Annotated in this window: 23 protein-coding genes; 10 read left to right on the top strand and 13 right to left on the bottom strand. The window is 72.4% G+C overall.

Annotation, left to right across the window (positions count from 1 at the left end; translation table 11 throughout):
• From MQN93_RS06185 to MQN93_RS06150, 8 genes are read right to left on the bottom strand one after another with little or no spacing between them, the layout of a single operon-like run.
• Positions 1-1,164, bottom strand: a complete 1,164-nt coding sequence (locus tag MQN93_RS06185; protein ID WP_242708651.1) for a GNAT family N-acetyltransferase — start codon at positions 1,162-1,164, stop codon at positions 1-3.
• Positions 1,161-1,829 (bottom strand): YveK family protein, encoded by a 669-nt coding sequence (locus tag MQN93_RS06180; protein WP_016435067.1) that lies wholly within the window; start codon positions 1,827-1,829, stop codon positions 1,161-1,163. Before MQN93_RS06180 ends, MQN93_RS06185 begins: the two co-directional genes overlap by 4 nt.
• Complete coding sequence (locus MQN93_RS06175; RefSeq protein ID WP_242708650.1) at positions 1,826-2,968, bottom strand: glycosyltransferase; 1,143 nt, start codon at positions 2,966-2,968, stop codon at positions 1,826-1,828. Before MQN93_RS06175 ends, MQN93_RS06180 begins: the two co-directional genes overlap by 4 nt.
• Positions 2,965-3,756: a polysaccharide deacetylase family protein gene (locus MQN93_RS06170; protein ID WP_242708649.1), complete on the bottom strand. Its 792-nt coding sequence runs from the start codon at positions 3,754-3,756 to the stop codon at positions 2,965-2,967. Before MQN93_RS06170 ends, MQN93_RS06175 begins: the two co-directional genes overlap by 4 nt.
• A complete protein-coding gene (locus tag MQN93_RS06165; protein ID WP_242708648.1) occupies positions 3,746-5,443 on the bottom strand; it encodes a lipid II flippase MurJ in 1,698 nt (565 codons plus the stop codon). The genes MQN93_RS06170 and MQN93_RS06165 overlap by 11 nt, the downstream gene beginning before the upstream one ends.
• Complete coding sequence (locus MQN93_RS06160) at positions 5,440-6,768, bottom strand: O-antigen ligase family protein (protein ID WP_242708647.1); 1,329 nt, start codon at positions 6,766-6,768, stop codon at positions 5,440-5,442. The genes MQN93_RS06165 and MQN93_RS06160 overlap by 4 nt, the downstream gene beginning before the upstream one ends.
• A gap of 2 nt (positions 6,769-6,770) precedes the next feature.
• On the bottom strand, positions 6,771-8,237 hold the full coding sequence (locus MQN93_RS06155) for an exopolysaccharide biosynthesis polyprenyl glycosylphosphotransferase (protein WP_242708646.1): 1,467 nt from the start codon (positions 8,235-8,237) through the stop codon (positions 6,771-6,773).
• A 20-nt stretch (positions 8,238-8,257) separates the two neighbouring features.
• The gene (locus tag MQN93_RS06150) at positions 8,258-9,382 is read right to left on the bottom strand and encodes a glycosyltransferase (RefSeq protein ID WP_242708645.1); all 1,125 of its coding nucleotides are present in this window, start codon (positions 9,380-9,382) and stop codon (positions 8,258-8,260) included.
• A 354-nt stretch (positions 9,383-9,736) separates the two neighbouring features.
• Here MQN93_RS06150 and MQN93_RS06145 point away from each other — a divergent pair, with 354 nt between their 5' ends.
• Positions 9,737-10,066: a hypothetical protein gene (locus tag MQN93_RS06145; protein ID WP_016435074.1), complete on the top strand. Its 330-nt coding sequence runs from the start codon at positions 9,737-9,739 to the stop codon at positions 10,064-10,066.
• Between the two features lie 426 nt (positions 10,067-10,492).
• Here the strand turns inward: MQN93_RS06145 and MQN93_RS06140 are convergent, their stop codons facing one another.
• From MQN93_RS06140 to MQN93_RS06125, 4 genes are all read right to left on the bottom strand, one after another.
• Positions 10,493-10,813, bottom strand: coding sequence for a hypothetical protein (locus MQN93_RS06140; RefSeq protein WP_016435075.1), 321 nt, complete (start codon positions 10,811-10,813; stop codon positions 10,493-10,495).
• 60 nt (positions 10,814-10,873) lie between these two features.
• Positions 10,874-11,191 (bottom strand): hypothetical protein, encoded by a 318-nt coding sequence (locus tag MQN93_RS06135; protein ID WP_242708644.1) that lies wholly within the window; start codon positions 11,189-11,191, stop codon positions 10,874-10,876.
• Positions 11,192-11,257: 66 nt separating this feature from the next.
• Entirely contained in the window at positions 11,258-11,578 is a 321-nt protein-coding gene (locus MQN93_RS06130; RefSeq protein WP_016435077.1) for a hypothetical protein, read from the bottom strand.
• Between the two features lie 444 nt (positions 11,579-12,022).
• Positions 12,023-12,406, bottom strand: coding sequence for a hypothetical protein (locus tag MQN93_RS06125; RefSeq protein ID WP_016435078.1), 384 nt, complete (start codon positions 12,404-12,406; stop codon positions 12,023-12,025).
• A 276-nt stretch (positions 12,407-12,682) separates the two neighbouring features.
• On the opposite strand from MQN93_RS06125, the gene MQN93_RS06120 reads away from it, so the two are divergent.
• From MQN93_RS06120 to MQN93_RS06100, 5 genes are all read left to right on the top strand, one after another.
• The gene (locus MQN93_RS06120) at positions 12,683-13,438 is read left to right on the top strand and encodes a glycoside hydrolase family 16 protein (RefSeq protein WP_016435079.1); all 756 of its coding nucleotides are present in this window, start codon (positions 12,683-12,685) and stop codon (positions 13,436-13,438) included.
• A 106-nt stretch (positions 13,439-13,544) separates the two neighbouring features.
• Positions 13,545-14,198 carry a hypothetical protein gene (locus MQN93_RS06115; RefSeq protein ID WP_242708643.1) on the top strand — a complete coding sequence of 218 codons (654 nt, stop codon included), beginning with the start codon at positions 13,545-13,547 and terminating at the stop codon, positions 14,196-14,198.
• Between the two features lie 279 nt (positions 14,199-14,477).
• Complete coding sequence (locus MQN93_RS06110; protein ID WP_016435081.1) at positions 14,478-14,978, top strand: DUF5949 family protein; 501 nt, start codon at positions 14,478-14,480, stop codon at positions 14,976-14,978.
• 274 nt (positions 14,979-15,252) lie between these two features.
• Positions 15,253-15,660, top strand: coding sequence for a tyrosinase family oxidase copper chaperone (locus MQN93_RS06105; protein WP_372504290.1), 408 nt, complete (start codon positions 15,253-15,255; stop codon positions 15,658-15,660).
• The gene (locus tag MQN93_RS06100; protein WP_242708641.1) at positions 15,644-16,510 is read left to right on the top strand and encodes a tyrosinase family protein; all 867 of its coding nucleotides are present in this window, start codon (positions 15,644-15,646) and stop codon (positions 16,508-16,510) included. Before MQN93_RS06105 ends, MQN93_RS06100 begins: the two co-directional genes overlap by 17 nt.
• 50 nt (positions 16,511-16,560) lie before the next feature.
• Here MQN93_RS06100 and MQN93_RS06095 read toward each other — a convergent pair whose 3' ends face one another.
• Positions 16,561-17,514: a D-2-hydroxyacid dehydrogenase family protein gene (locus MQN93_RS06095; protein WP_242708931.1), complete on the bottom strand. Its 954-nt coding sequence runs from the start codon at positions 17,512-17,514 to the stop codon at positions 16,561-16,563.
• A gap of 166 nt (positions 17,515-17,680) precedes the next feature.
• On the opposite strand from MQN93_RS06095, the gene MQN93_RS06090 reads away from it, so the two are divergent.
• From MQN93_RS06090 to MQN93_RS06075, 4 genes are all read left to right on the top strand, one after another.
• Positions 17,681-18,043, top strand: a complete 363-nt coding sequence (locus tag MQN93_RS06090) for an ArsR/SmtB family transcription factor (RefSeq protein WP_242708640.1) — start codon at positions 17,681-17,683, stop codon at positions 18,041-18,043.
• The gene (gene mgtA / locus MQN93_RS06085; RefSeq protein WP_242708639.1) at positions 18,036-20,756 is read left to right on the top strand and encodes a magnesium-translocating P-type ATPase; all 2,721 of its coding nucleotides are present in this window, start codon (positions 18,036-18,038) and stop codon (positions 20,754-20,756) included. The genes MQN93_RS06090 and mgtA overlap by 8 nt, the downstream gene beginning before the upstream one ends.
• 178 nt (positions 20,757-20,934) lie before the next feature.
• Complete coding sequence (locus tag MQN93_RS06080) at positions 20,935-22,743, top strand: LCP family protein (protein WP_372504289.1); 1,809 nt, start codon at positions 20,935-20,937, stop codon at positions 22,741-22,743.
• Positions 22,744-22,865: 122 nt separating this feature from the next.
• Positions 22,866-23,369, top strand: coding sequence for a DUF4365 domain-containing protein (locus MQN93_RS06075; protein ID WP_016435088.1), 504 nt, complete (start codon positions 22,866-22,868; stop codon positions 23,367-23,369).
• The last annotated feature ends 1 nt before the right edge of the window (position 23,370 follow it).

Below are 23,370 nucleotides of genomic sequence, written 5' to 3'. Positions count from 1 at the left end.
CTACCCGTGCTGCCGGGTGGCGGGGTCCTTGCGCAGCACCTTCTTGGCCGTGTGCCGGGCCGTCGAGTGGCACACGGCGGCCGTCATCAGCGGGACGGTGAGCGGACCGGCCATCAGGAAGCGCTCGTTGTGGACCGTCTCGGGACACCAGCGGTACTTGTACGGCTCGTCGCCGCGCAGCATGCTCAGCACCCGGCCCTCGGCCCCGGTCACGGCCCCGGTCCCGGTCCCGGTCACGGCCCCGGCGGAGGCCTGCTCGCGGGTGGCGAGTTCGCTGGACGCGCGCAGCAGCATCGTCGCCACGTCCAGCTTGCTGTCGCGCAGCCGGGGGTGGAAGCCGTACAGATACTCGCCCGTCAGCCCGCCCGACATCAGATGGAGGTCGACCGCCACCACCGAGCCCTCGAAGGAGAACTCCGTCACCGCGGCCTGCCCGGACCGGGCCATCGGGACCACCGACCGCACCAGATGCTCCACGAACTGCGGCCGGACATGCTCGGGAGTGACCTTCTTGCCCTCCCACTGCTGCCGGTGCAGATCGATCAGCCGCCGCACCGCGCTCTCCGTCTCGTCGTGGCCCACCACACGCCACTCGACACCGAGCCGGCCGAGCCGGTTGACCTTGTTGCGGATGCGCTGGGCGCGCGCCGTCGGCAGCCGCTTGACCAGATCGGTCATGGGCAGGGCGGGCAGTTCCAGGCACGTCGAGTCGCGCAGCCGGCAGCGCGGGCCACGCCAGTGCCGGTAGACCTGCTCCACCGCGCTGCCGGGCCGGACGTCCCGGAAGTCGATCAGCGCGGTGCGGGCCGCGCGGGCGAGGGCGTCCGCCAGCGCCCGGCCGCCCTCCTCGGTCGCCCCCTCGGCGAGCAGCACGTCACGGAAGTCCGAGATGGCGCCGCCGATCGGCACCAGCCGGGGCAGCGCACGCCCCACCCGCATCAGCGGCGCGGCACCCACCAGTTCACGGCCCCGGCGGACCAGGAAGAGCCGCAGCCCGTCGGGTGTGCCGTACGACAGCCACCACGAGTGCAGCCAGGCATGGCTCTGGAACGGCGTCGCCGACGGGCAGGACGCGTGCAGTCCCGCCCACTCCTTAGCCAGCGCGGCGAACGCGGTGTCGTCGGTGCACAGTTCGACCGTCAGCGCACGCTCCGCCGCGGTCACCCGAGCATCCCGTGCGCGTCCGCGGCATGGGCCGGAGCGGGCACCGTCGCCTGACCCCGGCCCTCGTCCGCCGACCGCCGTGGCCGCACCAGCAGCGCCAGACCGCCCAGCAGACCCCCGGCGCTCGCGCCCACCAGCGAGGTCAGTGTCCACGACGGGGACGACGGCTCGACGGGCTTCAGGGCGCGCGAGAGCCGCTCCAGACGGATACCGGTGGCGGTCTTGGTACGCCCCGCCTGCGTGATCAGCGCGCCGGACACAGCGTTGGCCATGCCGGCGGCCCGCGCTGGACTCGTCGAGGTCGCCGACACCGAGACCATCGGCGCGTCCGGCGACGTCGCGACCTGCACGCTCTCGCGCAGCGTCGCGGCCGGTACGCCGGCCTTCGCCTGCGCGTCCCCGAGCACCGCGAGCTGCGGCGCCACCCGGCCGTACGCCTGCGCGAAACCAAGCGCGTCGGCGCAGTCGACGTCCGACCGGCCCGCCGCCACCGCGACGACGGAACTCGTCGCCGTGTACTGCGGCGGCTTCGCCACTCCGTACGCGCCGCCTGCCACAGCACCGAGCAGCGCGCCGGCCGGCAGCAGACACCACGCGGGCAGCCGCTTCCCACGAACGCGCGCGCGGCTCGACGGCCGGTCATGCTGAGCGGGGTTGTCGGTCATGGAGAACTCACTTCCAGGGTCGAACCGGCCAGGGCGGCCGTGTACACATCCATCAACTTCCGTGCGCTGTAGGCGATGTCGTAGCGCCGCACGGCCTGCGGGGCCTCGCGTCCACCCGGGCCCGCCGCCCGCAGCCGCAGCAGTTCCCGCGCGTACGCCCCGGCGCCGCCGGTGACGCGCAGGGCGCCGGGTGCCGCGTCCGGCGGCAGGTCCTCGACGGCGGGGCAGCTCGCGTACAGCACGGGCAGCCCGGCCGCCAGCGCCTCCACCACCGCCAGCCCGAAGGCCTCCTCGGCCGACGGCGAGGCGAGCACGTCCATCGCAGACAGCAGGGCGACCACGCCGGGCGCGTCGTCGCCGGGATCCGGCAGATACGGCCGCTCACCGGTCAGCACCACCCGGTCCGCGACCCCCAGCGCCCGCGCGGTGCGCCGCAGCGTCTCCTGCTCGGGACCGTCGCCGACCAGCAACAGCCGTACGTCGCCCGGCAGTTCCGCCAGGGCCCGCACCAGCACGTCGAAGCGTTTGCCCGGCGCCAGACGGCCCACCCCGCCGACGACATACGCGTCTTCCGGCAGCCCGTAGAACATCCGGGCCTCCTTGCGGGCCACCTCGTCATGGGCGAACAGGGGTGCGTCGATGCCGTTCGGGATGGTGCGGATGCGCCGGCCCGGCACCCCCCACCGGCGCAGCCGCTCGGCCACCGCCGGAGAGACGGCGACCGTGGCCCGCCCGAGGCGCTCACCGGCCAGATACAGCGCACGGACGCCCGGGGTGAGCGGTCTGCCCTCCAGCAGGGTGTCGCCGATCGAGTGCTCGGTGGCGACGACCGCCCGAACTCCCGCGAGACGGGCCGCGATCCGGCCGTAGAGACAGGCCCGGTACAGATGGGTGTGGACGACGTCGTAGCCGCCGGTGCGGATCAGCCGGGTCAGGCGGGGCAGTGCGCCGAGGTCGCGGTTGCCGCGCATCCCGAGGTGGATGACGCGGACGCCGTCGGCGGTCAGGCCCGCGGCGACGGGGCCGGGGTTGGTCAGGGTCACCACGTCGCACTGCGCGGGCACATGCCGCAGCAACAGCCGCAGTTGCTGTTCCGCGCCGCCCACGCCGAGACCGGTGATGACGTGCAGTGCCCTCACTCGGCCCCCACGGCACGGCCGAAGAACCGGGCGAGCCGGCGCTTCACCTCCAGCCGGGGCGCGGTGTCGGCACGCCCGAGGTGGATGCGCGGCAGCGCGAAGTCGCCGCAGCCGTCCGGGCCGGGGGAGATCGCGCAGGCGTAGCGGTAACCGGCCCGGCGCACGGCGGCGGCCACGCGCTCGTCCATATAGCCGTACGGGTAGCAGAAGCCTTCGACGTCGCCGCCGGTGATCCCGGCGAGCAGATGCCGGCTGCTCTCGACCTCGGCGCGCAGGACCTCGTCGCTCACCTTGGTCAGATCGAGGTGGGTCAGACCGTGCGAGGCGACCTCCATGCCCGCCGTCGCCACGCGGCGGATGCCCGCCATGCCGAGCAGCGGCTTGCGCGGCCCGTCCGGCTCCCAGGCGTTCTCGCCGTCGAGCCTTCCGGGCAGCACGAACACGGTCGCCGTGCAGCCCCGGCGGTACAGCACGGGCAGCGCGGAACTCACGAAGTCGGCGTAGCCGTCGTCGAAGGTGAGCCCCACCAGACCGCGCTCCTCGCCACGCGCGCGTGCCGCGAGCAGTTCGCGCATGCTCACGCCGCGCAGACCGCGACGCGCCAGCCAGGCGAGCTGCCGGTCGAGGCGCTCGGGCGTGACGGTCACGTTGTACGGGTCGTCCGGGCAGTCGGAGACGGAGTGGTACATGGCCACCCAGGCGACCGGGCCCCGCCCGGCGGTTCTTCGCGCGGGCTGTCCCGGCTCGGGTGCGGCCGTAGGCGAGGCGGCGGAGACATCAGCGACCATGGCCCAACTTTCGTGTGACGTAGGGAAGGAGGAAACGCACGGCGGAAAGCAGAAGGGACCGGGCGCCGGCCGCGTCGAGGATCCAGCACAGCAGCAGGAAGACGGCGCTCACGCACAGGCAGCAGACGGCGACGGAGGCCGCGGGCGAGGCGAAAAGGCCCGCACCGAGCAGACCCGCCGCGGTGGCGCCCGCGGCCGCGCACAGCGGCCGGACCAGATCGGCGACGACCCGTCGCACCCGTACGGGCACACTGCCCGGGCCCAGTCCGTGCAGCAGGAGCAGCGCGGTCACGGTGATGCCGATCGCGTTGGCGGCGGCGATGCCGCACGCGCCCCACGGACCCACGGCCCAGGCGCCGATGGCGACGGTGGCCAGCGCACCCACGCCCATCGCACCCAGCGGGAACCAGGTGGTACGTCCGGCCGCGAAGTACGACCGCACCAGCGCGCCCACCAGCGTCTGCCCGAGCAGCCCGGTCGCGTACACCCGCATCACCGCGGCGGTCGCGGCGGTGTCCTGTGCGGTGAACGCCCCGCGCTGGAAGAGCAGCTGGACGATCTGCGGGGCACCGGCCAGCACCACCGCGGCGCCCATCAGCAGGACGGTGGACATCAGCACCAGGTCACGCTCGACCCGGTTCCGGGCCCGCCGGGTGTCGCCCTCGGCGATCGCCTGCGCCACCACCGGGAAGGTGACGACGCACACCATCAGCGACAGCGACATCGGCAACTGGGCGACCTTCTGGGCGTAGTTGAGGTGCGAGATCGCCCCGGCGGGCAGCCCGGAGGCGAGATGGCGCTCGATGAGGACCTGCGACTGACGGCACAGCGCGAACAGCAGGACCGCGCAGATGAGGGCGGGCGCGAGCGGCCGGGCGCCGTCCCCGTCGTCGACGAGCGCGCGGCTGCCGGTCCGCCCGGCGATCCGCCGCGCGAGCGACGGCGCCTGCACGGCGACCATGAGACACCCGCCGAGCGCGACGCCGAGCGCCGCGGACCGTACGCCCCAGTGCGCACCGACGACGAACATCGTGGCGATGATCGCGACGTTGTACGCGACGTAGATCGCGCCGGGCGCGAGAAACGAGCGATGGGCGCGCAGCGCCGCACTGCAGTACCCGGCCAGCCCGAAGCTCAGCACACAGGTCGCCGTCAGCCGGGTGCAGGAGACGGCGAGCGAGGCGTCGCTCAGGCCGGGCGCGAGGGCGGACACCAGCATCGGCGCCCCGGCCGCGAGCACGGCGGCCGTGGCGGCGAGGGCGAGGCACAGCCGCGGCAGCGAGGCGGCGACCAGGGAGCGCACGGGGTCGGGCGTGCGCTGCCCGCGCGCCCGCAGTGCCAGCGCCGCACTGAAGGCGGGCACGAGCACGAACGCCATGCCGTCCTCGATCAGCAGCGTCGCCGCCACCTCGGGCACGGTCCAGGCGACCAGGAACGCGTCGGTCTCGGCGCCCGCGCCGAAGAGATGCGCGAGCGCCTGGTCCCGGCCTAGGCCCAGGACCGCCCCGGCGATGGACAGCGCGGCGCTCAGCAGGGTCGCCCGGGCGAGGAAGCGCCGCGAGGAGGCGTCCTGCACCCGCGGCCGGGCATGGGCCGGGCGGCGGCGGCCGCCGCGCGCCGGAAGCGCGCCACCAGTGCGGGTCGCGTGGTCCGGGACGCCCGCCGTCCTCGTGTGTCCGGCCCTCACCGCCGGCCCGATTCCGCGGCCGCGGCCGGACCCGCCGCCGCGCCGGTCAGCGACCACCAGGCGACGAAGCCGAAGCAGACCGCCGTCAGCGTGGTGGAGGGGCCGCCGATGTCGGCGTACAGGAAGTTGACGAGCTGCCACAGCAGCAGACCGCAGGCCGCGAGCGCGCAGTCCCTGGCCCGTCCGGCCCGCCGCAGTCGGCGCAGTCCGCAGACCAGCAGGGCGAGCCAGCTGCCCGCCACCGTGAGCAGCCCCAGCAGGCCCTGCTCGCTCAGGAGCAGGAAGTACATGTTGTGCGGGGAGAGCAGCGGCTGGCGCTTGTAGGCCTGGCCCGCTCCCTCGGTGTCGCTGCCCGACGACAGCGCCAGCGAGGCGTGGGCGTCGCGGTAGGCGGGGAAGGCCTTCAGGCCCACCCCGGTCACCGGATGCTCGCGCCACATGTCGGTGGCCGCCGCCCACATGGTGTACCGGTCGATCACCGACTGGTCCGGGGTGTCGGTGACCTGGGTGATGCTGGTCAGCCGCTCCTGCAGCCCCGCGGCGCCCACGCCGAGCCCGCCGACGAGGACCACCGCGGCGGCGGCCACCGCCGCGAACACCGCCACCGCCCGCCGCGCCCCGGCCAGCAGCAGCTGCGTGCCGCACGCCACCGCGGTCGCGATCCACGCGCCCCGGCTGAAGGACAGCGCGAGCGGCACGAGCAGGGCCAGCGCGCAACCGGCCGCCACGAGCCTCTGCCGCCGGGTACGCGCACCGAGCGCGAGACCGGTCAGCGCCACCACACCGCACGCGACGACGCTCGCCATCCCCATCACGTCGGACGGCCCGAAGGTGCCCACCGCACGGATGTCCGCGCCCTGGTACGAGGCGCCGGTCCCGGTGAGGTACTGGTGCACCCCGACCGCCCCCTGCCACAGCGCGAGGGCCGCCAGCGACCACAGCACCAGCCGGGCGTCGCGCCGGTCGCGCACCAGCAGCACCACCGCGAGCGGCACGAGCACGAACACCTGCACATAGCGCGCAAGTCCCGTGACCCCGTCGCCCGGCGTCACCGCCCCGGTCGCGGCGACCGCGATGCCCACCACGGGCAGCCCGAGCACCACCGCCGCGGTCCGCGTCAGCGGCCGCCGCGCCTCGCGCACGGCGCGTACGGCGGCCCAGAGCACGGCCAGTGCCGAGACCGCGTCGGCGGGCGAGGCACCGCTGTCGGACGTGGACGGCAGCCCCATCAGGGCGAGCACCGCCACGACGGGCAGCACGGGAGCGAACCGGCCGAGCGCGGCCGGCGACGCCACGAGCGGTACGGAGGCCGAGGGAGAGCTCACGCTCAGCTCCCCGTCGGCCGCACGAACAGCACCGCCGTACGCACCAGGATGCAGATGTCCTGCCACAGCGACCAGTTGTCGATGTACGCGTTGTCGAAGCGGCACCGGTCCTCGATGGAGGTGTCGCCGCGCAGCCCGTGGATCTGCGCGAGCCCGGTGATCCCGGTCTGCATCCGGTGCCGCTCCCGGTAACCCGGATGGGTCTGGCTGAACACGGCGACGAAATACGGCCGTTCGGGCCGGGGGCCGACCAGGCTCATGTCGCCGCGGCACACGTTCCACAGCTGCGGCAGCTCGTCGAGGGAGGTGCGGCGCAGGAACTGGCAGAACCGGCTCATCTCCTGCTCGTTCGCCACGCTCCAGCGCGTCGCCGCCTCGTGCGCGCTGGCGGGCCGGTGGGTGCGGAACTTCAGCAGGGTGAACGGCCGTCCGTCCTTGCCGATCCGCTCCTGCCGGAACACCACCCCGGGCCCGTCCTTGATCCGCAGCACCACCGCGCACACCAGCAGCACCGGGCAGACGAGCAGCAGCAGCGCCCCCGAAAGCACCACGTCCAGCAGGCGCTTGCCCGCGCCGCCGCGCCGCGGCCCGCCCTCCGGACTGAGCAACCTGCGGGGAAAGCCCGCCAGATGCCCGGCCCCCGCGCGCCCTCTGCCGAAGCCGTACGACGGCACGCCGGCGTCCAGCTCCCACAGCTCACAGCCGTACGCCGCCAGATCCCGCAGCAGAGCGGCCCGCACCACCGGAGTCGAGGCACCGACGACCAGGACCGTCTCCACACCGTTCTGGATGACCGCCCGGTGCGTCTCCAGGTCCGTGGTCAGCACCGGCAGTTCGGGGCCCTCGCCGGAGTGGGTGAGGACGTCCAGGGCGTCGGTGACCAGCCCCACCGGCCGTACTCCGCAGCCCGGTTGGCGCAGCAGCGCGGCCGCTACCGGCCGGGCCGCCGCGACCGGGCCGACCACCAGGGCCGGTTGGGGCCGGCGCCGCGCCGCCCGGTGCGCGTCGACCGCCGCACGGCCCGCGCAGGCCGCGGCGCAGTGCACGGCGAACGCGGCGCCCAGCACGGCCAGCGGGACCGGCCGCAGCGGGGAGAGGGCCGCGACCCCCGCCCAGCCCACGGCGATCCGCCCGCACAGCGCGGGCAGTTCGTCGAGCACACCGCGCACGACGGCCATGTCGTAGAGACGGGCGCGCCGGTTGAGCGCCATCACGCCGAGGGCCAGCAGGACGATGACCAGGGGGTGTCCGAGCGCCCCGGGCACGACCGGTGCCGCCACCAGGGCCGCGGCGCCGTCGACGAGAGCCAGGGGCAACCACGGGGCCCGGCGCGGACGGCGGCCCCTGCGTCCGGCGGGCAGCCGCCGTCCGGCCACCGGACGGCGACGAGGGGCGAGGACGGAGACGGCGCGCTCTGCGGCCCGCGGCTGCTGCCCCGCAGGAGGGGGAACGGTACTTTCCGCAGTCATCTGGTGATGCACTTCCTGCTCTAGTTGGGTACGACGACCGGCGTGACGACGACGGCGAGCAATTCGCGGTACACGTCGATCACGGCGTCCGCCGCGTGTCGTAGATCGTGAGCGGCGAGCACGTGCCGGCGGCCCTGAGCGCCCAGCTCCGCGCACAGCCGCTCGTCCCGCAACAGCGCCGTCAGCGCCCGGGCCAGCGCGCCGGGGTCCTCCGGCGGCACCAGACAATGCGGCAGCTGCCCCGGCGCGAGGCTCTCCCGAGCGCCGTCGACATCGGTGACGACGACCGGCCGGGCGCACGCCATGGCCTCCAGCGGGGCGAGGGCCATGCCCTCCCAGCGGGACGGCAGGACGACGACGTCGGCGGACCGGTACCAGGGGGCGGCGTCGGCCGCGGCACCGGCGAAGGTCACCGAACCGGGCGCGGCGGCGCGCAGCCGGCCGGCATCCGGACCGTCGCCGACCAGCACCAGCCGCGCGCGCGGCATCCGCCGCACCACCTCGGGCCAGGCCTGAAGGAGCACGTCCTGCCCCTTCTGCCGGCACAGCCGGCCCACGCACACGACGAGCGGCCCGGCCCCGGACCCGACGACGTCCCCCTCGGGACGGAACCTGAGGGTGTCGACGCCGTTGGGGACCACACGCCACACGGCACCGATCCCGCACCGCTGCCCGGTGCGCCGCTCGGCCTCGCTCACGCACAGGACCCGCGTCGCCCACCTGGCCCCCCACCGCTCCCAGCCCAGGGCCAGCCGGCCGACCACACCGCCGGCGGCCTCGAACGACCAGGCGTGCGGCTGGAAGACGGTGGGGATACGGCCCCGTACGGCGAGCCGGGCCGCGAGTCCCGCCTTGGCGCTGTGCGCATGCACGAGATGCGGCCGCGCCGTGGCCAGGATCCGCGCCAACTGCCGTACCTCACCGGGCAGCCGGTGCCCCGGCGAGCGGGTCGCGTCCCAGCGAAGGACCGTGCAGCCCCGGGCGCGCAGTGCGTCCGGCAGCGTGCCGCCCCGCGGACAGGCCACGGTCACCCGGAACCCCGCGGCGAGCTGAGCCGCCGCCAGGTCCGTCACGACCCGTGCGACCCCGCCCTCGACGGGCTGGGCCACATGCAGGACGTGCGGGACGCGTGGGGAATTACTCATGAGCGACGCTGCCCTTCCGAACAAAAGAGTCCGAGCCGGGGGCCAGGACGTGCGGCTCGAGTTCTTGCTATAAAATCCCGCACCCGTTCGAGAGCGTGAGGTTCGTAGTTAAATCGGCATCGCTGAAAACACGAGGTGAGCCACTCTAACCGCTCAGCCCTATTTATCTGCGAACCGGCCAACTGTGTCGGAATGGTGGCGTTTCCATGGGCTATTTGTCACCTTCGGCAACCCGTTTGGAGCAGCCACCCGCAAGGGTCCGTTCGTATGAGTTCCTCGAACTGCAGGCGACAGGGTTTCCAGCGCGCCCGCCCCTCGTTAGGCCGGGGGAGGCTGACAAAAGAAAGGCACACGATGAAGACTCTGAAGGCTGCCGCCGTCGTCGCGGGCTCGCTCGCGATCGCCGGTGTCACCGTGCCCGCGGGCGCGCTGGACATGCCGGCGCAGGGCCTGGTGGACAGCGGAAAGACGGTCGCGAGCGGCGTCCCCACGGCAGCCAAGGTGTCGACGAGCTACGTGGGCAACAACGTCGAGCAGATGGCTTCGAACGTGAAGGACGGCGTGCAGAGCAGCGTGAAGGGGGCCGGAGTGAAGACCCCGCTCGTCGGTGGCGCCCTGCCCCAGCCCGCTCTGCCGGGACCGGTCGACGGCCAACTGCTCGGCGGCCTTCCGGTCGGCAAGTAGCAGCCCGGGCGACGACTTCGCGCCCACCGGTTCGACGACAAGGGCCGACTTTCGCATTGCGGGAGTCGGCCCTTCGGCGTTTTCCGGGCGAGTGCAATGCCGGTGCGCTGGGCCGAACGAAGTAATACGGGTGACCATTCGTGGGACCGTGCCGTTGGTCCGGTTGGAACAGCCCGGCGTCGACCGCACTGCGGAGCGTCGGCAGGAATGTCGTAGGCAAAAGGGCGCCTTTTCCTCCTTGTTGGCCGCCCTTACCGACCGGCGATCTCCCTGCCGCCTTCGTCGGCCGCCTCCCGACCGCGGGGCCTGTCAGCGCCGGACACACCGGACGCCGACGGGCCCCGCGGTCTTTTGCTGCGCATTCCCTGAAAAGGCCGATGGCGGCCCACCGGAGTTCCGGCGGACCGCCATCGGGCGAGGTACAGCTCAGAGGATCAGGCCACCGATGTACGGGGCGTTCTGCGACTGGTCGATCTTGTCCGTGTTGCACGCGGCGTAGTGCGAGTTCGGGGCGAGGATGACGCCCAGGACGGCACCGTTGGACCACGGAGCGATGCAGCGGCCGTCGACGACCGTGCCGTTGACGACGGCGAGACCCTGCTGGGGGGCGTTCACGACAACCGGGGACGACGAGAAGCCGCCACCGCCGTTCACGGTGGTGTTGTTGTCGTCGGCCGCGGCGGCGCCGCCGGCCGCGAGGACGATGCCCGCGGCGATGGCGGAAATGGCCGTAACCTTGTTACGCATGAGATGCGCCTTTCGGTGGGGCGGTTGGGGATTTCCGTACTCCGAAGTGCTCGGAGCAGGTCAGAGGAGCAGGCCGCCCTTGTAGGCGGCGTTCTGCGACTGGTCGAGGTCCGCCGTGTTGCACGCGGCGTAGTGCGAGTTCGTGGCGAGGACGCCGCCGAGGACGGCTCCGTTGGACCACGGCGCGACGCAACGGAGGTCGGCGACCGTGCCGTTGACGACGACGGCACCCTGCTGGGGGGCGTTCACGACGACCGGGGACGACGAGAAGCCGTCACCACCCTTGACGGTGGTGCAGTTGTCGGCCGCAGCGGTGCCTGCCGCCGCGAGGACGACGCCCGCGGCGAGGGCGGAAATGGCCGTAACCTTGTTACGCATGAGTTGCGCCTTTCCGGGCTGAATGTGGGGTGTTGCACCTGCTCCGATGATTCGCTCGGGACAGGGTCAGAGGAGCAGGCCGCCCTTGTAGGCAGCGTTCTGCGACTGGTCGATCTCGTCCGTGTTGCACGCCGAGTAGTGCGAGTTCGGGGCGAGAACGCCGGCGAGAACGGCTCCGTTGGACCACGGAGCGATGCAGCGGCCGTCGACGACCGTGCCGTTGACGACGAGGACACCCTGCTGCGGGGCGTTCACGACGACCGGGGACGACGAGAAACCGCCACCACCCTTGACTTCGGTGTTGGTGTCGTGGGCCGAGGCAACTCCGACGCTGCTGACCACAGCGCCGAGGGTGAGGGCAGTGATGACCGCGAACTTCCTGGGCAACTCAGTTCCTTCCTCAATTCACGGTTGCGCACGCTTGCATACCAGGAAACCTTGATATGCGCGCATAAGTCACGGGAAGAGCGGCTAAACAGGTCTGATTCCATCGGATGGCGCAATGCGATGCGTCTCGAAGGGCCCGCGGGGAATGTAGATGGAATCCTTGTGGCCCATATGAACGACAATCCGAAAGGCGATGCACGGGAGCTGCCCGGAGAAATGCCGCGGTTCTCCGGGGCGGCACGCCCTGCCCGGAACGGGCGCCGACGCGTCTCCGGCCCACCGGAAGGGAAAAGGCCGGTGGGCCGGAGAGATGCTGCCTGGGGTACGGCGGTTTTTCCTGCGCCGGGTCCCGGTGCGGTGTCGGTCTTGGGCCACGGCCGCGGATGCGTCGTGAAGCCGTGAGGGCTTTCGCCGGTGCTGCCGACTCCTAAAGGGTGTGCCGTGTCACTTGCCGAGCAGGCTGCCGAGACCGGCTGCCGTCGGGGCCTGCAGCGGGTGGACCTGGACGGCGCCCCGGCCGGCCGGGTTGTGCACCGGGATCGTCGGCTTCTTGGCGGCGTTCGGGTCCATGCCGTCCAGGTAGATGCCGGAGGCGCCGCCCGACGGCTTCTCGTCGAAGGCGCTGCCGTTGGCGATCTTGCCGTCACGGGCGATACGGGTGACGACGTCGGCGGCGGGAACCACCGCCGGAGTCACCTCGGTCGGGGACATGAGACCGAGCAGACCGGACGAGGGGGCCGGGACGGCGGCGGAGGCCGCGGCGGCGGAGCCGCCGACAAGGCCCGCACCGATGGCCAATGCAGCAGTGGTGAAAACTGCCTTCTTCATGATTCACCTCGGTTGAAAGTTACCTCTGATCCGACGGCTGGAGAACATAGCAGTCCATCCGCCGTGCAAAAGCGACGCGTTACTCCATACGCATGAAATCAGGTGGATCGTGCAATGCCTTGTGCGCGGTCATCGCAGAGGGATTCACATCTTCGGGGAATCGATTGATCCTATGGTTCACCCGGAATCGGCCGGACGGGTCATCGGAAGTGGAATTCTTCGGGGTGCCCGGCACTTCGCCCGAAGAGGCCGCCCGACGGCCCTACCCTCGCGGCCATGACCGCCGACAGCAGCAAGTCCACGCCGATCACGTACTCCCCTGCGGCCACCGGCGCCACCTGGTCGGCCCTGGGCAAGTCGCTCGTATGGGCGGAGGAGTTCGACGCCCCGATCGAGTGGGGCGCCAAATGGGTCGGCGACCGGACGAGTGCCTATCGCTACGCCAACCACAACCCGGACGACAACAAGCTCGACTGGCTCGACCCGGGCTGCGTGACCGTCTCCGGCGGCGTGGCCACCTTCACCGCGACCCCGGCGGCCCACACCCTGGAAAGCGGTCTGCAGGCCTGGCGCACCGGCCTGCTCACCACCGAGTACACCGCCGAGGGCTTCCAGGTGCGCACCGGCGACTGCGCCGAGATCCGGCTCAGGCTGCCGTCGGGCAACGGCGCCTGGCCGGCGCTGTGGACCTGGAAGGACGGCGGGAACGAGGTCGACACCTTCGAGTACCACCCGGACAACCCCCATCTGCTGGAGCTGTCCAACCACGTCAACGACGCCTGCACGTACTACACCGACGCGCACGCAGTCGTCCCGGGCCGGTGGGTGACCATCGCCAGTCACTACGGCGAGCACTGCGTCGATTGGTACGTCGACGGCCGGCGGGTCTTCCGTGACGGTACGGGCGTGGGAGGCGACTGGTCGGCGTATCTCATCCTGAACCTCTCGCTGTGCGCGGGCGCCTACCACCCCGCGCCCTCCGCGCCGGGGCCGGTCACCTTCGCTGTCGGGCATCTGCGCGTCTACCGCTGAGCCATCCGCTCAGCACGCGTCCCCCTAAAGGAGCGCAGCGGTTGCAGGGGTGGACGGGCGATTTCACGGTGGGCTCAAGATCCGTCGCATTTCGAAAGGAACACCCATGCGTGGTCTGTCCGCACGGCGTATCGCGGCCACCGCCCTCTGCGCCACCCTGCTGGTCGGCATCACCGGTCCGGCCGCCGTGGCGGCCGACACGGCCCGGGATCACACCCATGCCGCGTCCCGCGGCGCACCCGTACCCGGCGCCGACGCGCTGCTGGCCCAGGTCAAGAGCCTCGGCGACCTCGGCAGCATCCTGGCTCCGGTCTCCGCCCTGCTCAACGCCGTCCTCAAGGCGGACAACGGCCAACTCTCCGCGGACGAGGCACAGAAGCTCGTCACCGCGGTGAAGGACGCCATCGCCGCGATCACCGCACCCGCCGCGACCATGCCCGGCAGCGTCGCCAAGCCGGCCGTGCCCTCCACATCGACGGTGCTGCCCAAGCCGCACTCCGCGGCGCAGCAGGCCGCCCACGCCGGGACGCCCGCGCCCAAGGACCTCAAGGCCGACGCGCTCGCCGGACTGCAGAAGGCACTGGACACACTGCTCGCGGCCGTCACCTCCGGGGATGTGAGCAAGGTCGTCCCCGCCGTCACCGGCGTGCTGACCGCGGTCGTCAACTTCCTCGCGGCGACACTGCTCAACAGCGGACTGCCCGCTCCCGACCTGCCGGGCCTGCCCGCCCTTCCCTCGCTGCCGCTGCCCGTGGGGTGAGCCCCTGGCGGGCCTTGCGTGACGCCCTGATCAGCTGAAGTGGATTCTGTGCACTCCGCCGCCGGGCCGGTCCTCGCGACCGGTCCGGCGGCGGAGTTGTGCCCGCCCGCGCTCTCGCTCCCGCGGGGATCTCATATGTCTTCCGGCCGCGGGGTTTCTGTCTCCGGGCGGCGATCGTTGGTCCTGGCATCAGCTCTCTTCGAAGCTCTGCCCAGACGGTGCCGGGCGCCGTGAAAGGAACACCATGAAGTCCGTGAACCTGGCGAACGAGGACGCGCGGTGACCTCCACCCCGAGCCAGACGCACCCCTTCGACCTCGCCGAACTCGGCACGCTCGTACTGCTGCCCTGGAGCAGCGAGGCCCCCGACGGCGGCGACATGCCGTATCTGCTCGCCTACTCCCTCGGAGACGCCGAGGGCGGGCCGGAGATGACGTCCGGCGCGATCGCGCGACTGCTGGCGAGCCATGGGCTGATGGTCGGCGGGCAGCTCGTCGACGGCACCGCCGCGACCGGCCTGGCCATCACCCTGCACGTCGAGGACGGACAGGCCGTCGTCGGCATGCCGCAGCTGGGCGCCCGCTGCGCCGCTCCGCCGGCCTGGCTCACGGCGGTCGGTGAACGCGGCTACGCCTACCTGGTGTTCACCACCCGCCCCTGGCCCGAGGGCGGCCCCGGCCTGCCGATCGAGCCCGCGGCCCTGACCGCCTTCGTCGGCGCCGAGCAGACCCTGCGGGCCGCCGCGCACATCATCCTCCCGGCCCAGGGCTCGCACGCCTGATCCGCGACGATTCTGCTCTTCCGGCACGTGACGTCGCGGCTCGGCGGCGCGGCCTTCCTGTCCGCCCCGAGGGTGCGCGGGCAGGGCCGTATGGCCGTATCGGTGTGACCGGGTGGTCTGCGCTGTGGTTATCGCTGCGGACATCAAAATCCGTCCGAGGGAGTGAACCATGGCGGTGGGAGCTGACGGGGCAGCGGTGGGTGTGGAGCCGGGGGGCGGAGGCCGGGTGAGAGGCGGGCCGCAGCGGCGGACGCGATGGGTGACAAGACGCGGCGTGCTTGCGTCCGCCGCGGCCCTGGTGCTCGCCCCTCTGGTCGGTGCCTCGCGCGCTTCCGGAACGGCGGACGAGTCCGAAAGCCCGGCCGGGCCGCAGGAGCCGGCCTTCGACGAGGTCTACCGCGGCCGTCACATCCAGGGCAGGCCGGTCGCCGCGGGCGTGTGCGGCCCCGAGGGCTGTGCGTGGCAGGTCAGCGTGGACGGCCACCCGTTGCACCTGATGCGCCGTGCCGACGGCACCTGGCTGACCATGGTCGACCACTACAGCTCGTACGGGACCTCGCTGGCGGCGACCCGGGCCGCGGTCGACGAACTCGGCCCCGGGCAGCGGCTGCGGGATCTGGCCCCCGGCCCGATCGGACACGGATACGGGCACATGGGGGATCACCGTGGCGTACGTGCGTAAGAACGTCACCAAGCTGACGCGCGAGGAGAAGCGGCGGTTCGTCAACGCACTGCTGGAGCTCAAATGGCGTGGTGAGTACGAGGAGTTCGTACGGCTGCACATCGCGTACTACACCGCCGACGGCGAGACCGGTCTGCGCGCGGCCCACATGGGGCCCTCCTTCCTGCCCTGGCACCGGCGCTTCCTGCTGGACCTGGAGCAGGCGCTGCAGCGGGTCGATCCGTCGGTGACGGTGCCGTACTGGGACTGGACGCGGGACCGCTCCACGAAGTCCTCGCCCTGGACCGACGATCTGCTCGGCGGCAACGGGCGCCCCGGGGACCGGCAGGTCGTCAGCGGGCCGTTCGCTTATGCGCAGGGGTACTGGCCGATCCGGGTGGGTGTCACCGACGGCGTGTACCTCACCCGGGACCTGGGACGCGCCCGCGCCCCCATGGCGCTGCCCACGAAGAAGGAACTGGAGTCGGCGCTCGCCGAGAAGGTCTACGACACCTCGCCCTGGGACTCCACCTGCACCAAGGGCTTCCGCAACAAGCTGGAGGGGTGGGGGACCGGCCGGGACGACGTCGCCTGGCGCAACCACAACCGCGTCCACCGCTGGGTCGGCGGTGTCATGCTCGGCGGGGCCTCCGTCAACGACCCCGTCTTCTGGCTGCACCACGCCTTCGTCGACCTGCAGTGGACCCGCTGGCAGCAGCGGCACAAGAAGGCGCGCTATCTGCCGGCCGAGCCGCCCGGTCCCGGCGACGAGCAGCGCGGGCGGGTCCTCGCCCGGCACGAGCGCATGCCGCCGTGGGATGTGACGCCGGACGAGATGGAGGACGTGAGCGCGGTCTATCGGTACGTCTGACCGTCCTGTCGGTACGTCCGACCGTCGTAGGTCTGATGGCCGGTGCGTGCTCAGCCCAGTCGGCGCACGGGCGTTCCGTCCAGGTACGCCCGGATGTCCTCGACCGCCTCCCGGTAGTACGTCGCGTAGTTCGCCCGCGAGACGTAGCCGAGGTGGGGTGTGGCGAGCAGCCGGGGGGCCGTGCGCATCGGGTGGTCGGCGGGCAGGGGCTCGGTGTCGAACACGTCGACGCCCGCGCCGGCGATACGGCCCTCGTGCAGGACGGCGAGCAGGGCGTCCTGGTCGACGATCGCGGCGCGCGAGGTGTTGATCAGGTAGGCGGTGGGCTTGAGGAGCGCGAGTTCGGCGGGGCCGAGCAGGCCGCGGGTGCGGTCGCCGAGGACCAGGTGGATCGAGACGAAGTCGCTGCTCGACAGCAACTCCTCCTTGGAGGCCACCAGTTCGACGCCCACCTCGTCGGCGTACTCCTTGGTGAGGTGGTGGCTCCAGGCGCTGACGTGCATGCCGAAGGCGAGGCCCACGTGGGCGACCCGGCTGCCGATCTTGCCGAGGCCGAGCAGGCCGAGCCGGCGGCCGTGCAGATCCGCGCCCACCGTCTGCTGCCAGGGCCCGCCGGAGCGCAGGGCGTTGTTCTCCTCGACGATGCCGCGGGCCAGGCCCAGGAGCAGGGCCCAGGTCAGTTCGACGGGCGGGGTCGAGATGCTCGCCGTGCCGCACACGGTGACGCCGTGCGCCTCGGCGGCGGCGTAGTCGATGACGCTGTTGCGCATCCCGGAGGCGACGAGCAGCTTCAGCCGAGGCAGGCGGGCGAACAGGGAGGCGGGGAAGGCGACGCGTTCGCGCAGGGTGACGACGATGTCGAAGCCGGCGAGGGCCGCGGCGAGCTCGTCCTGCGTATCGAAGTGATCGCGGAAGGCGACGGTCTCCACCCGGTCGGCCACCGGCGACCAGTCGGCGAGTTCGGTCGCCACCTGCTGGAAGTCGTCGAGCACGGCGCAGCGCAGCACGGGGGGTCCCTTCTTCGGTGTGTTCAGTCGTGCGTGTGTCCGGTCGTCGGTGTGTCCGGTCAGGTCGGTAATGATCCCGCACGGCCCGTGGCGCGGGTGTCCCGGACACCTAGACTGAACCGGCGCGTGCGGCGCGCCGATCGGGCGGGACGGGAGAACGACTGTGGCGGCGGACAGCGGTGGCTTCGAGGATCCCTCCGCCGAGGTGCTCACGGAGGCGGCCGCCGCCTTCGGGCTGCTGGCGTCCTCGGCCCGGCTGCACATCGTGTGGGCGCTGGCGCAGGGCGAGAGCGACGTCACCCATCTCGCGGACCGGGTCGGCGGTGCGCTCCCCGCGGTCAGCCAGCATCTGGCGAAGCTGAAGCTCGCCGGTCTGGTGCGCTCCCGCCGGGAGGGGCGGCGGCAGATCTACTTCGTCGACGACCCGGATGTCGTGACCGTCGTCAGGGTGATGGTGGGCCAGCTGGCGGCGCGTGCCGAGGGGGCGTCCACGTCCGTACGCCGACTGCGCCGGGCCGGTGGCTGACAGCAACGCGGCCTCGGAAGCGGAGCCCGGGGCGCTCGAATCCGGGAGCGGACCGGCCACGGTCGACTCCGGACCGGTGACGCTGCTGCAGACGTTGCGGCACCTGGACAGTGGCCCCCGTGGCCTGACGGAGGCGCAGGTCGCCGAGCGGCAGGTTCGCCTCGGGCCCAACGCCCTGCCGTCGCAGCGGGAGATCTCCTGGCCGGCGGCGCTGCTGCGCAGTCTGTGCGACCCGTTCACCGCCGTACTGCTCTGTCTCGGCCTGGTCTCCGTCGCCGTCTCCTCCTGGGGCACCGCCTGCGTGATCCTGCTGCTGGCCGCGGTCAGCTGCGTGCTGCGTGCGTCCGGGGAGCACCGGGCCGACCGTTCCATGGCCGCACTGCGGGGGCTGGTCGCCACCACGGCCACCGTGGTGCGCAGGGAGACGGAGGAACTGCCGCCGTACGCCCGGGAGATCCCCGTGGACGAGCTGGTGCCCGGCGATGTGATCCGCCTCGGCCCGGGGGATCTGGTCCCCGCCGACGTACGACTGCTGCGTGCGCAGGGGCTGACCGTCCACCAGGCTGCGCTCACGGGGGAGTCGGCGCCGGTGAGCAAGGGGGCGGGCGGCCTGGCGGGAGTGGGGGCGCGAGCGGGAGCGGGAGACGGGGGTGCGGGGGCCGCCGGTCGTGGTGGGCCGGGGGCGGGGGAGTTCGGTCGGCCGGAGTTCTGCTTCCAGGGCAGCAGTGTCGCGTCCGGGAGCGCCCGCGCGGTCGTCGTGGCGACCGGTGCGCGCACCAGGTTCGCCGCTGCGCACAGCCGTACGGGCGCGGGGCGTCGGGCCAGTGCCTTCGACCGGTCCGTGCACGGCATCTCCTGGATCCTCGTCCGGTTCATGCTGCTGATCCCGCCGCTGGTCCTCATGGCGGGCGCCGCTCTGCACGACCGCGGTCAGGAGACGCTGCCGTTCGCCGTCGCGGTGGCGGTCGGGCTGACGCCGGAGATGCTGCCGGTCGTCGTCACCCTGTGCCTCGCGCGGGGCGCCGCACTGCTGGCCCGGAGCCACGGGGTGATCGTCACCCGGCTGCCCGCCCTGCACGACCTCGGCGCCGTCGACGTGCTGTGCCTCGACAAGACAGGCACCCTCACCCAGGACCGGCCGGTCCTGCACCGCGCCCTCGGCCCCGACGGGCGGGACGACCCCGAGGTGCTGCGCTGGGCCGCGGTGAACGCCTGGTGGACCCTGCACCTGGCGGACCTGCCCGCGCCGGACGCCCTCGACGACGCGGTACTGGAGGCGGCCGACGAGGACGAGGCCATGGCGTACGACGGTGTGGCCGCCCTGCCGTTCGATCCGCTACGGCGGCTTGCGACCGCACTCGTCCGTACGCCGGGCCGGACCGGCAGGCACACCCTGGTCGTCAAGGGAGCCGCCGAGGCCGTACTGGAACGCTGTGTCCTGGCCGACGAGGAGCGCGCGCAGCTGCTCGCGCTGGCGGCGCGGCAGGCGGACGAAGGGCTGCGGGTGCTGGCCGTCGCCCTCGCCGACCGACCGGCACGCATCCGAGGCCGTGAGTGCACGCCTGCCGACGAACGGGGCCTGGACTTCCGGGGGTTCGTCACGTTCCGGGACGCGCTCGCCCCCACCGCCGCCGAGGCGCTGCGGGTCCTCGCCGACCGGGGTGTCGCCGTCCGGATCCTCACCGGCGACCACCCGGGCACCGCCGTGCGCACCTGCCGCGACCTGGGGATCGCCGTGCCCGCGGACGCCGTCCTCACCGGTGGGCGCATCGGCGGCTTCACCGACGCGGAGCTCGCCGAGGCCGCCGCCCGCACCGTCGTCTTCGCCCGCTGCACCGCCGAGGACAAGGCCCGCGTCGCCGTCGCCCTGCGCGCGGGCGGGCACACCGTCGGCCACCTCGGCGACGGGGTCAACGACCTGCCGGCCCTGCGCGCCGCCGACGTCGGCATCGCGCCCCGGGACGCCGTGGACGTCGTACGGGAGAGCGCGGACGTGGTCCTCGCCGAGAAGGACCTCACGGCGGTCGGCCACGGCATCGAGGCGGGACGCTACGCGGGCGGCAACATCGCCACGTATCTGCGCATCACCCTCTCCTCGAACCTCGGCAACGTCATCGCGATGCTCGCGGCGGGTCTGCTGCTGCCCTTCCTGCCGATGCTCCCGGCCCAGGTGCTGGTGCAGAACCTGTGCTTCGACGGCGCCCAGCTCGCCTTCGCCCACGACCGGCCGCATCCTTCGGTGCTGCGCGGGCCGACCGTACTGCGCCCCCGCGACCTGCTGCGCTTCATCACGCGCTTCGGTGTCCTCAACGCGGTGGCGGACCTGGCGACGTTCGGTGTGCTGGGGCTCGCCCTGAGCGGGTTCGCGGGGCTGGCGGACGCCTCGGCGTTCCACTCCGGCTGGTTCACCGAGAACCTGCTCACCCAGGCCCTGGGGATGGTGCTGCTGCGGGCCGGGCGCCGTGCGGCCGGGGGCGGGCCGGGGCCGATCGGCTGGGCGGCGGGCGCGCTGGCCGCCGTAGGGCTGCTGCTGCCCGTGTCCCCGCTGGGCTCGCTGCTCGGACTGTCCGCGCTGCCGGTTCTTTACTACCTGCTGTTGGCCGCGGTTCTTGCGCTGTATGCGGTGGGGTTGGTGGGGGTGGGGGCGCGGGTGGAGCGAGGGGGTCAGGGCGACCTAGGGGTCGCCCGAGGAACCACCCAAGGGGCCACCTGAGGAACCACCCGAAGGGTCGCCCAAGGGGCCACGCAAGGGGTCACCCGAGGGCCTCAGGAACACTTGCTATATTGCGCAATCATCCAATCCGTGGGGTGCCCCCTGACGTACGGGGCGGTGTCCTGCTCCCGGCCGTCGCGCCGGCGGTTGGCGTCGGCCACAGCGTAGGGAGTGGGAGTTGAGCGACCCCTGGGGCGAGGCCCGTGGCCGTTCGGCCACACGTGACCGCTCGGCCGCCCGCGATCGCCCGGCCGGGCACGGCCGTTCGGCCGGGCACGGTCGTACGGCCCTGGTGCCGCAGCAGCGCGACGCGGACGGCAGGGCGAGGCGCGCGGGGCACGGGGGCCGGGCGGCCGCCCGGCAGGCGGCGCAGTCCCGGGGACGCCGCGCGGGCCGGCGGGCCAGGCCCGCCACCCGGCGCAGGCGGCTGGGACGCATAGCCCTGCTCACGGTCTCGGCGCTGATCCTGGTCACCGCCGGAGCGGGCGCGTGGCTGTACGAGCATCTGAACGGCAACATCAAGAGCGTCGGCATCGACGGCAAGGGCGGCCAGGAGAAGGCGGACGCCTTCGGCCGGACCCCGATCAACGTCCTGGTGATCGGCTCGGACGGCCGCAACAACGCGGCCGACTGCAAACTGGGCGGCGGCTGCGGCTCGGCGAGCTCGACCGCCGGGCACAACGCGGACGTCGAGATGGTCGTACACGTCTCCGCCGACCGCTCCAACGCCACCGTGATGAGCATCCCGCGCGACACCATGACCCGGGTCCCCGCCTGCAAGGACCCGGACAGCGGGCAGTCCACGTCGGGCTACTACGGACAGATCAACAGCGCGCTCCAGTACGGCGCCGCCTGCCAGGTCGCCACCATCCACCAGCTGACCGGCATCACCATCGACCACTTCGTGATGCTCGACTTCTCCGGCGTCGTGAAGATGTCCGACGCCGTGGGCGGGGTGTCGGTGTGCGTCAGCGACAACGTCTACGACACCTACTCGCACCTCAAGCTCTCCAAGGGCACGCACACGCTCAAGGGCGAGGCGGCACTCGAGTTCGTCCGCTCCCGGCACGGCTTCGGTGACGGCAGCGACCTGGGACGTACCGTCTCCCAGCATCTCTTCCTCGGCGCCATGATCCGCAAGTTCAAGAGCGCGGGGACGCTGGCCAACCCGGCCAAGGTCTACTCGCTGGCGGACGCGGCCACCAAGGCGCTGACCGTGGACACCGGTCTCGGCAGCGTCAAGAAGCTGGTGGACCTGGCGACGGACCTGAACAAGGTGCCGTCGAAGAGGATGACATTCACCACCATGCAGACCACGGCCGACCCGGAGAACAAGGACCGCGTCGTGCCGGCGGCCGCCGCGAAGTCCCTCTTCGCGACCATCGCGGACGACCAGTCCCTGACGTCGGGCAGCGGCAAGAAGAAGCCCACGTCGTCACCGTCGGCCACGCCGTCGCCGACGGCCACCGTGCCCGCCTCCCAGGTCGCCGTACAGGTACAGAACGGCACGACGACCGGCGGACGCGCCTCCGTCATCGCCCAGGCCCTCATCGCCAAGGGCTTCAGCCCGAACACCACCACGGGCAACGCCCCCGAGCAGTCGGCACGGACGACGATCACCTACGGCCCCGGGGAGCAGGCCCAGGCCCGCACGGCAGCCGCCGCCCTCGGACTGCCGGCCTCGCACCTCACGCAGGGGAGCGCGTCCGGGGTGGTGCTGGTGATCGGCAGCGATTGGGTGAGTGGGACGTCGTACGGGGGGTCGGGGGACTCGGGCGGATCGGGAAGTTCGTCGGAGGGTGCGGGGGGTTCGGGCGGCTCCTCGGACACGCACGCTGCCGTGGCCGACGCCCACGCCCAGACCGCCGACAAGACCAAGGGCTGCGCCCAGGTCAGCCCCTACAAGACCGTTGAGATCAACGGGGTTCCGATGACTCCGGCTCAGGCTTATGCGGCGGCGAGTGGGAAGAAGGATTCGGCGTCCTAGGCGGTGGGTGCGAGGGTCGGGCAGCCGTGAGGAGGGCTCTAATTGGGCCCTGACAGTCGTTGACGCGTCTCATAGAGTTATTTCCACTGTGTGCGACAGTAGGGGGACATTGGGGGGTTTCCGTGCTCGATGCGAACCAGCATCAGGGCAAGTTCGGCGAAGACTACGTCCGTGTGCTGGCCTCTGCGGCAGGGCTGATCGTCCTGCAGGGTGATCTCGACGCGGACGGGGTCGATCTCGGGTTCCGCGCCACCGGCCGCCATGGAAAGACGCTGTCACCCACTGTCGAGGCTCAGATCAAGACATGGTCGGCGCCGTCCGTGTCGTCCGGCCACCTGCACTACCGCGGGCTCAACGAGTGGCAGTTCAACAGGCTCGCCGGTCCCGACTTCACCGTGCCCCGGTTTCTGTTCGTCATCTGCGTCCCCGCCGACAACCAGAAGTACGCGGCCCTGAGCACCGACGGCGTGATGCTCCGTCACCTCGGCTACTTCGTCTCGCTTCGTTCCGAGGAGCCGATCAAGAACCCCGACCGCCACCGAAAGCGTCCGGTCAGGGTTCCGACAGCGAACGTGCTCACCGCCGCCTCACTGCGCCGGCTCGCCGAGACGCAGTCCGACTGGTAGG

The organism is Streptomyces spinosisporus, from assembly GCF_022698145.1.
Taxonomy (GTDB): domain Bacteria; phylum Actinomycetota; class Actinomycetes; order Streptomycetales; family Streptomycetaceae; genus Streptomyces; species Streptomyces spinosisporus.
The sequence above is the reverse complement of the archived record's forward strand: the minus strand, read 5'-3'. Positions and strand labels throughout refer to the sequence as shown.

Bases quoted from the DNA above. Each gene is read 5' to 3' on its own strand.
- MQN93_RS06120 (WP_016435079.1), top strand. From the start codon at position 12,683: ATGACCGCCGACAGCAGCAAGTCCACGCCGATCACGTACTCCCCTGCG.
- MQN93_RS06170 (WP_242708649.1), bottom strand. From the start codon at position 3,756: ATGGTCGCTGATGTCTCCGCCGCCTCGCCTACGGCCGCACCCGAGCCG.
- MQN93_RS06150 (WP_242708645.1), bottom strand. From the start codon at position 9,382: ATGAGTAATTCCCCACGCGTCCCGCACGTCCTGCATGTGGCCCAGCCC.
- MQN93_RS06140 (WP_016435075.1), bottom strand. From the start codon at position 10,813: ATGCGTAACAAGGTTACGGCCATTTCCGCCATCGCCGCGGGCATCGTC.
- MQN93_RS06115 (WP_242708643.1), top strand. From the start codon at position 13,545: ATGCGTGGTCTGTCCGCACGGCGTATCGCGGCCACCGCCCTCTGCGCC.
- MQN93_RS06155 (WP_242708646.1), bottom strand. From the start codon at position 8,237: ATGACTGCGGAAAGTACCGTTCCCCCTCCTGCGGGGCAGCAGCCGCGG.
- MQN93_RS06145 (WP_016435074.1), top strand. From the start codon at position 9,737: ATGAAGACTCTGAAGGCTGCCGCCGTCGTCGCGGGCTCGCTCGCGATC.
- MQN93_RS06125 (WP_016435078.1), bottom strand. From the start codon at position 12,406: ATGAAGAAGGCAGTTTTCACCACTGCTGCATTGGCCATCGGTGCGGGC.
- MQN93_RS06135 (WP_242708644.1), bottom strand. From the start codon at position 11,191: ATGCGTAACAAGGTTACGGCCATTTCCGCCCTCGCCGCGGGCGTCGTC.
- MQN93_RS06180 (WP_016435067.1), bottom strand. From the start codon at position 1,829: ATGACCGACAACCCCGCTCAGCATGACCGGCCGTCGAGCCGCGCGCGC.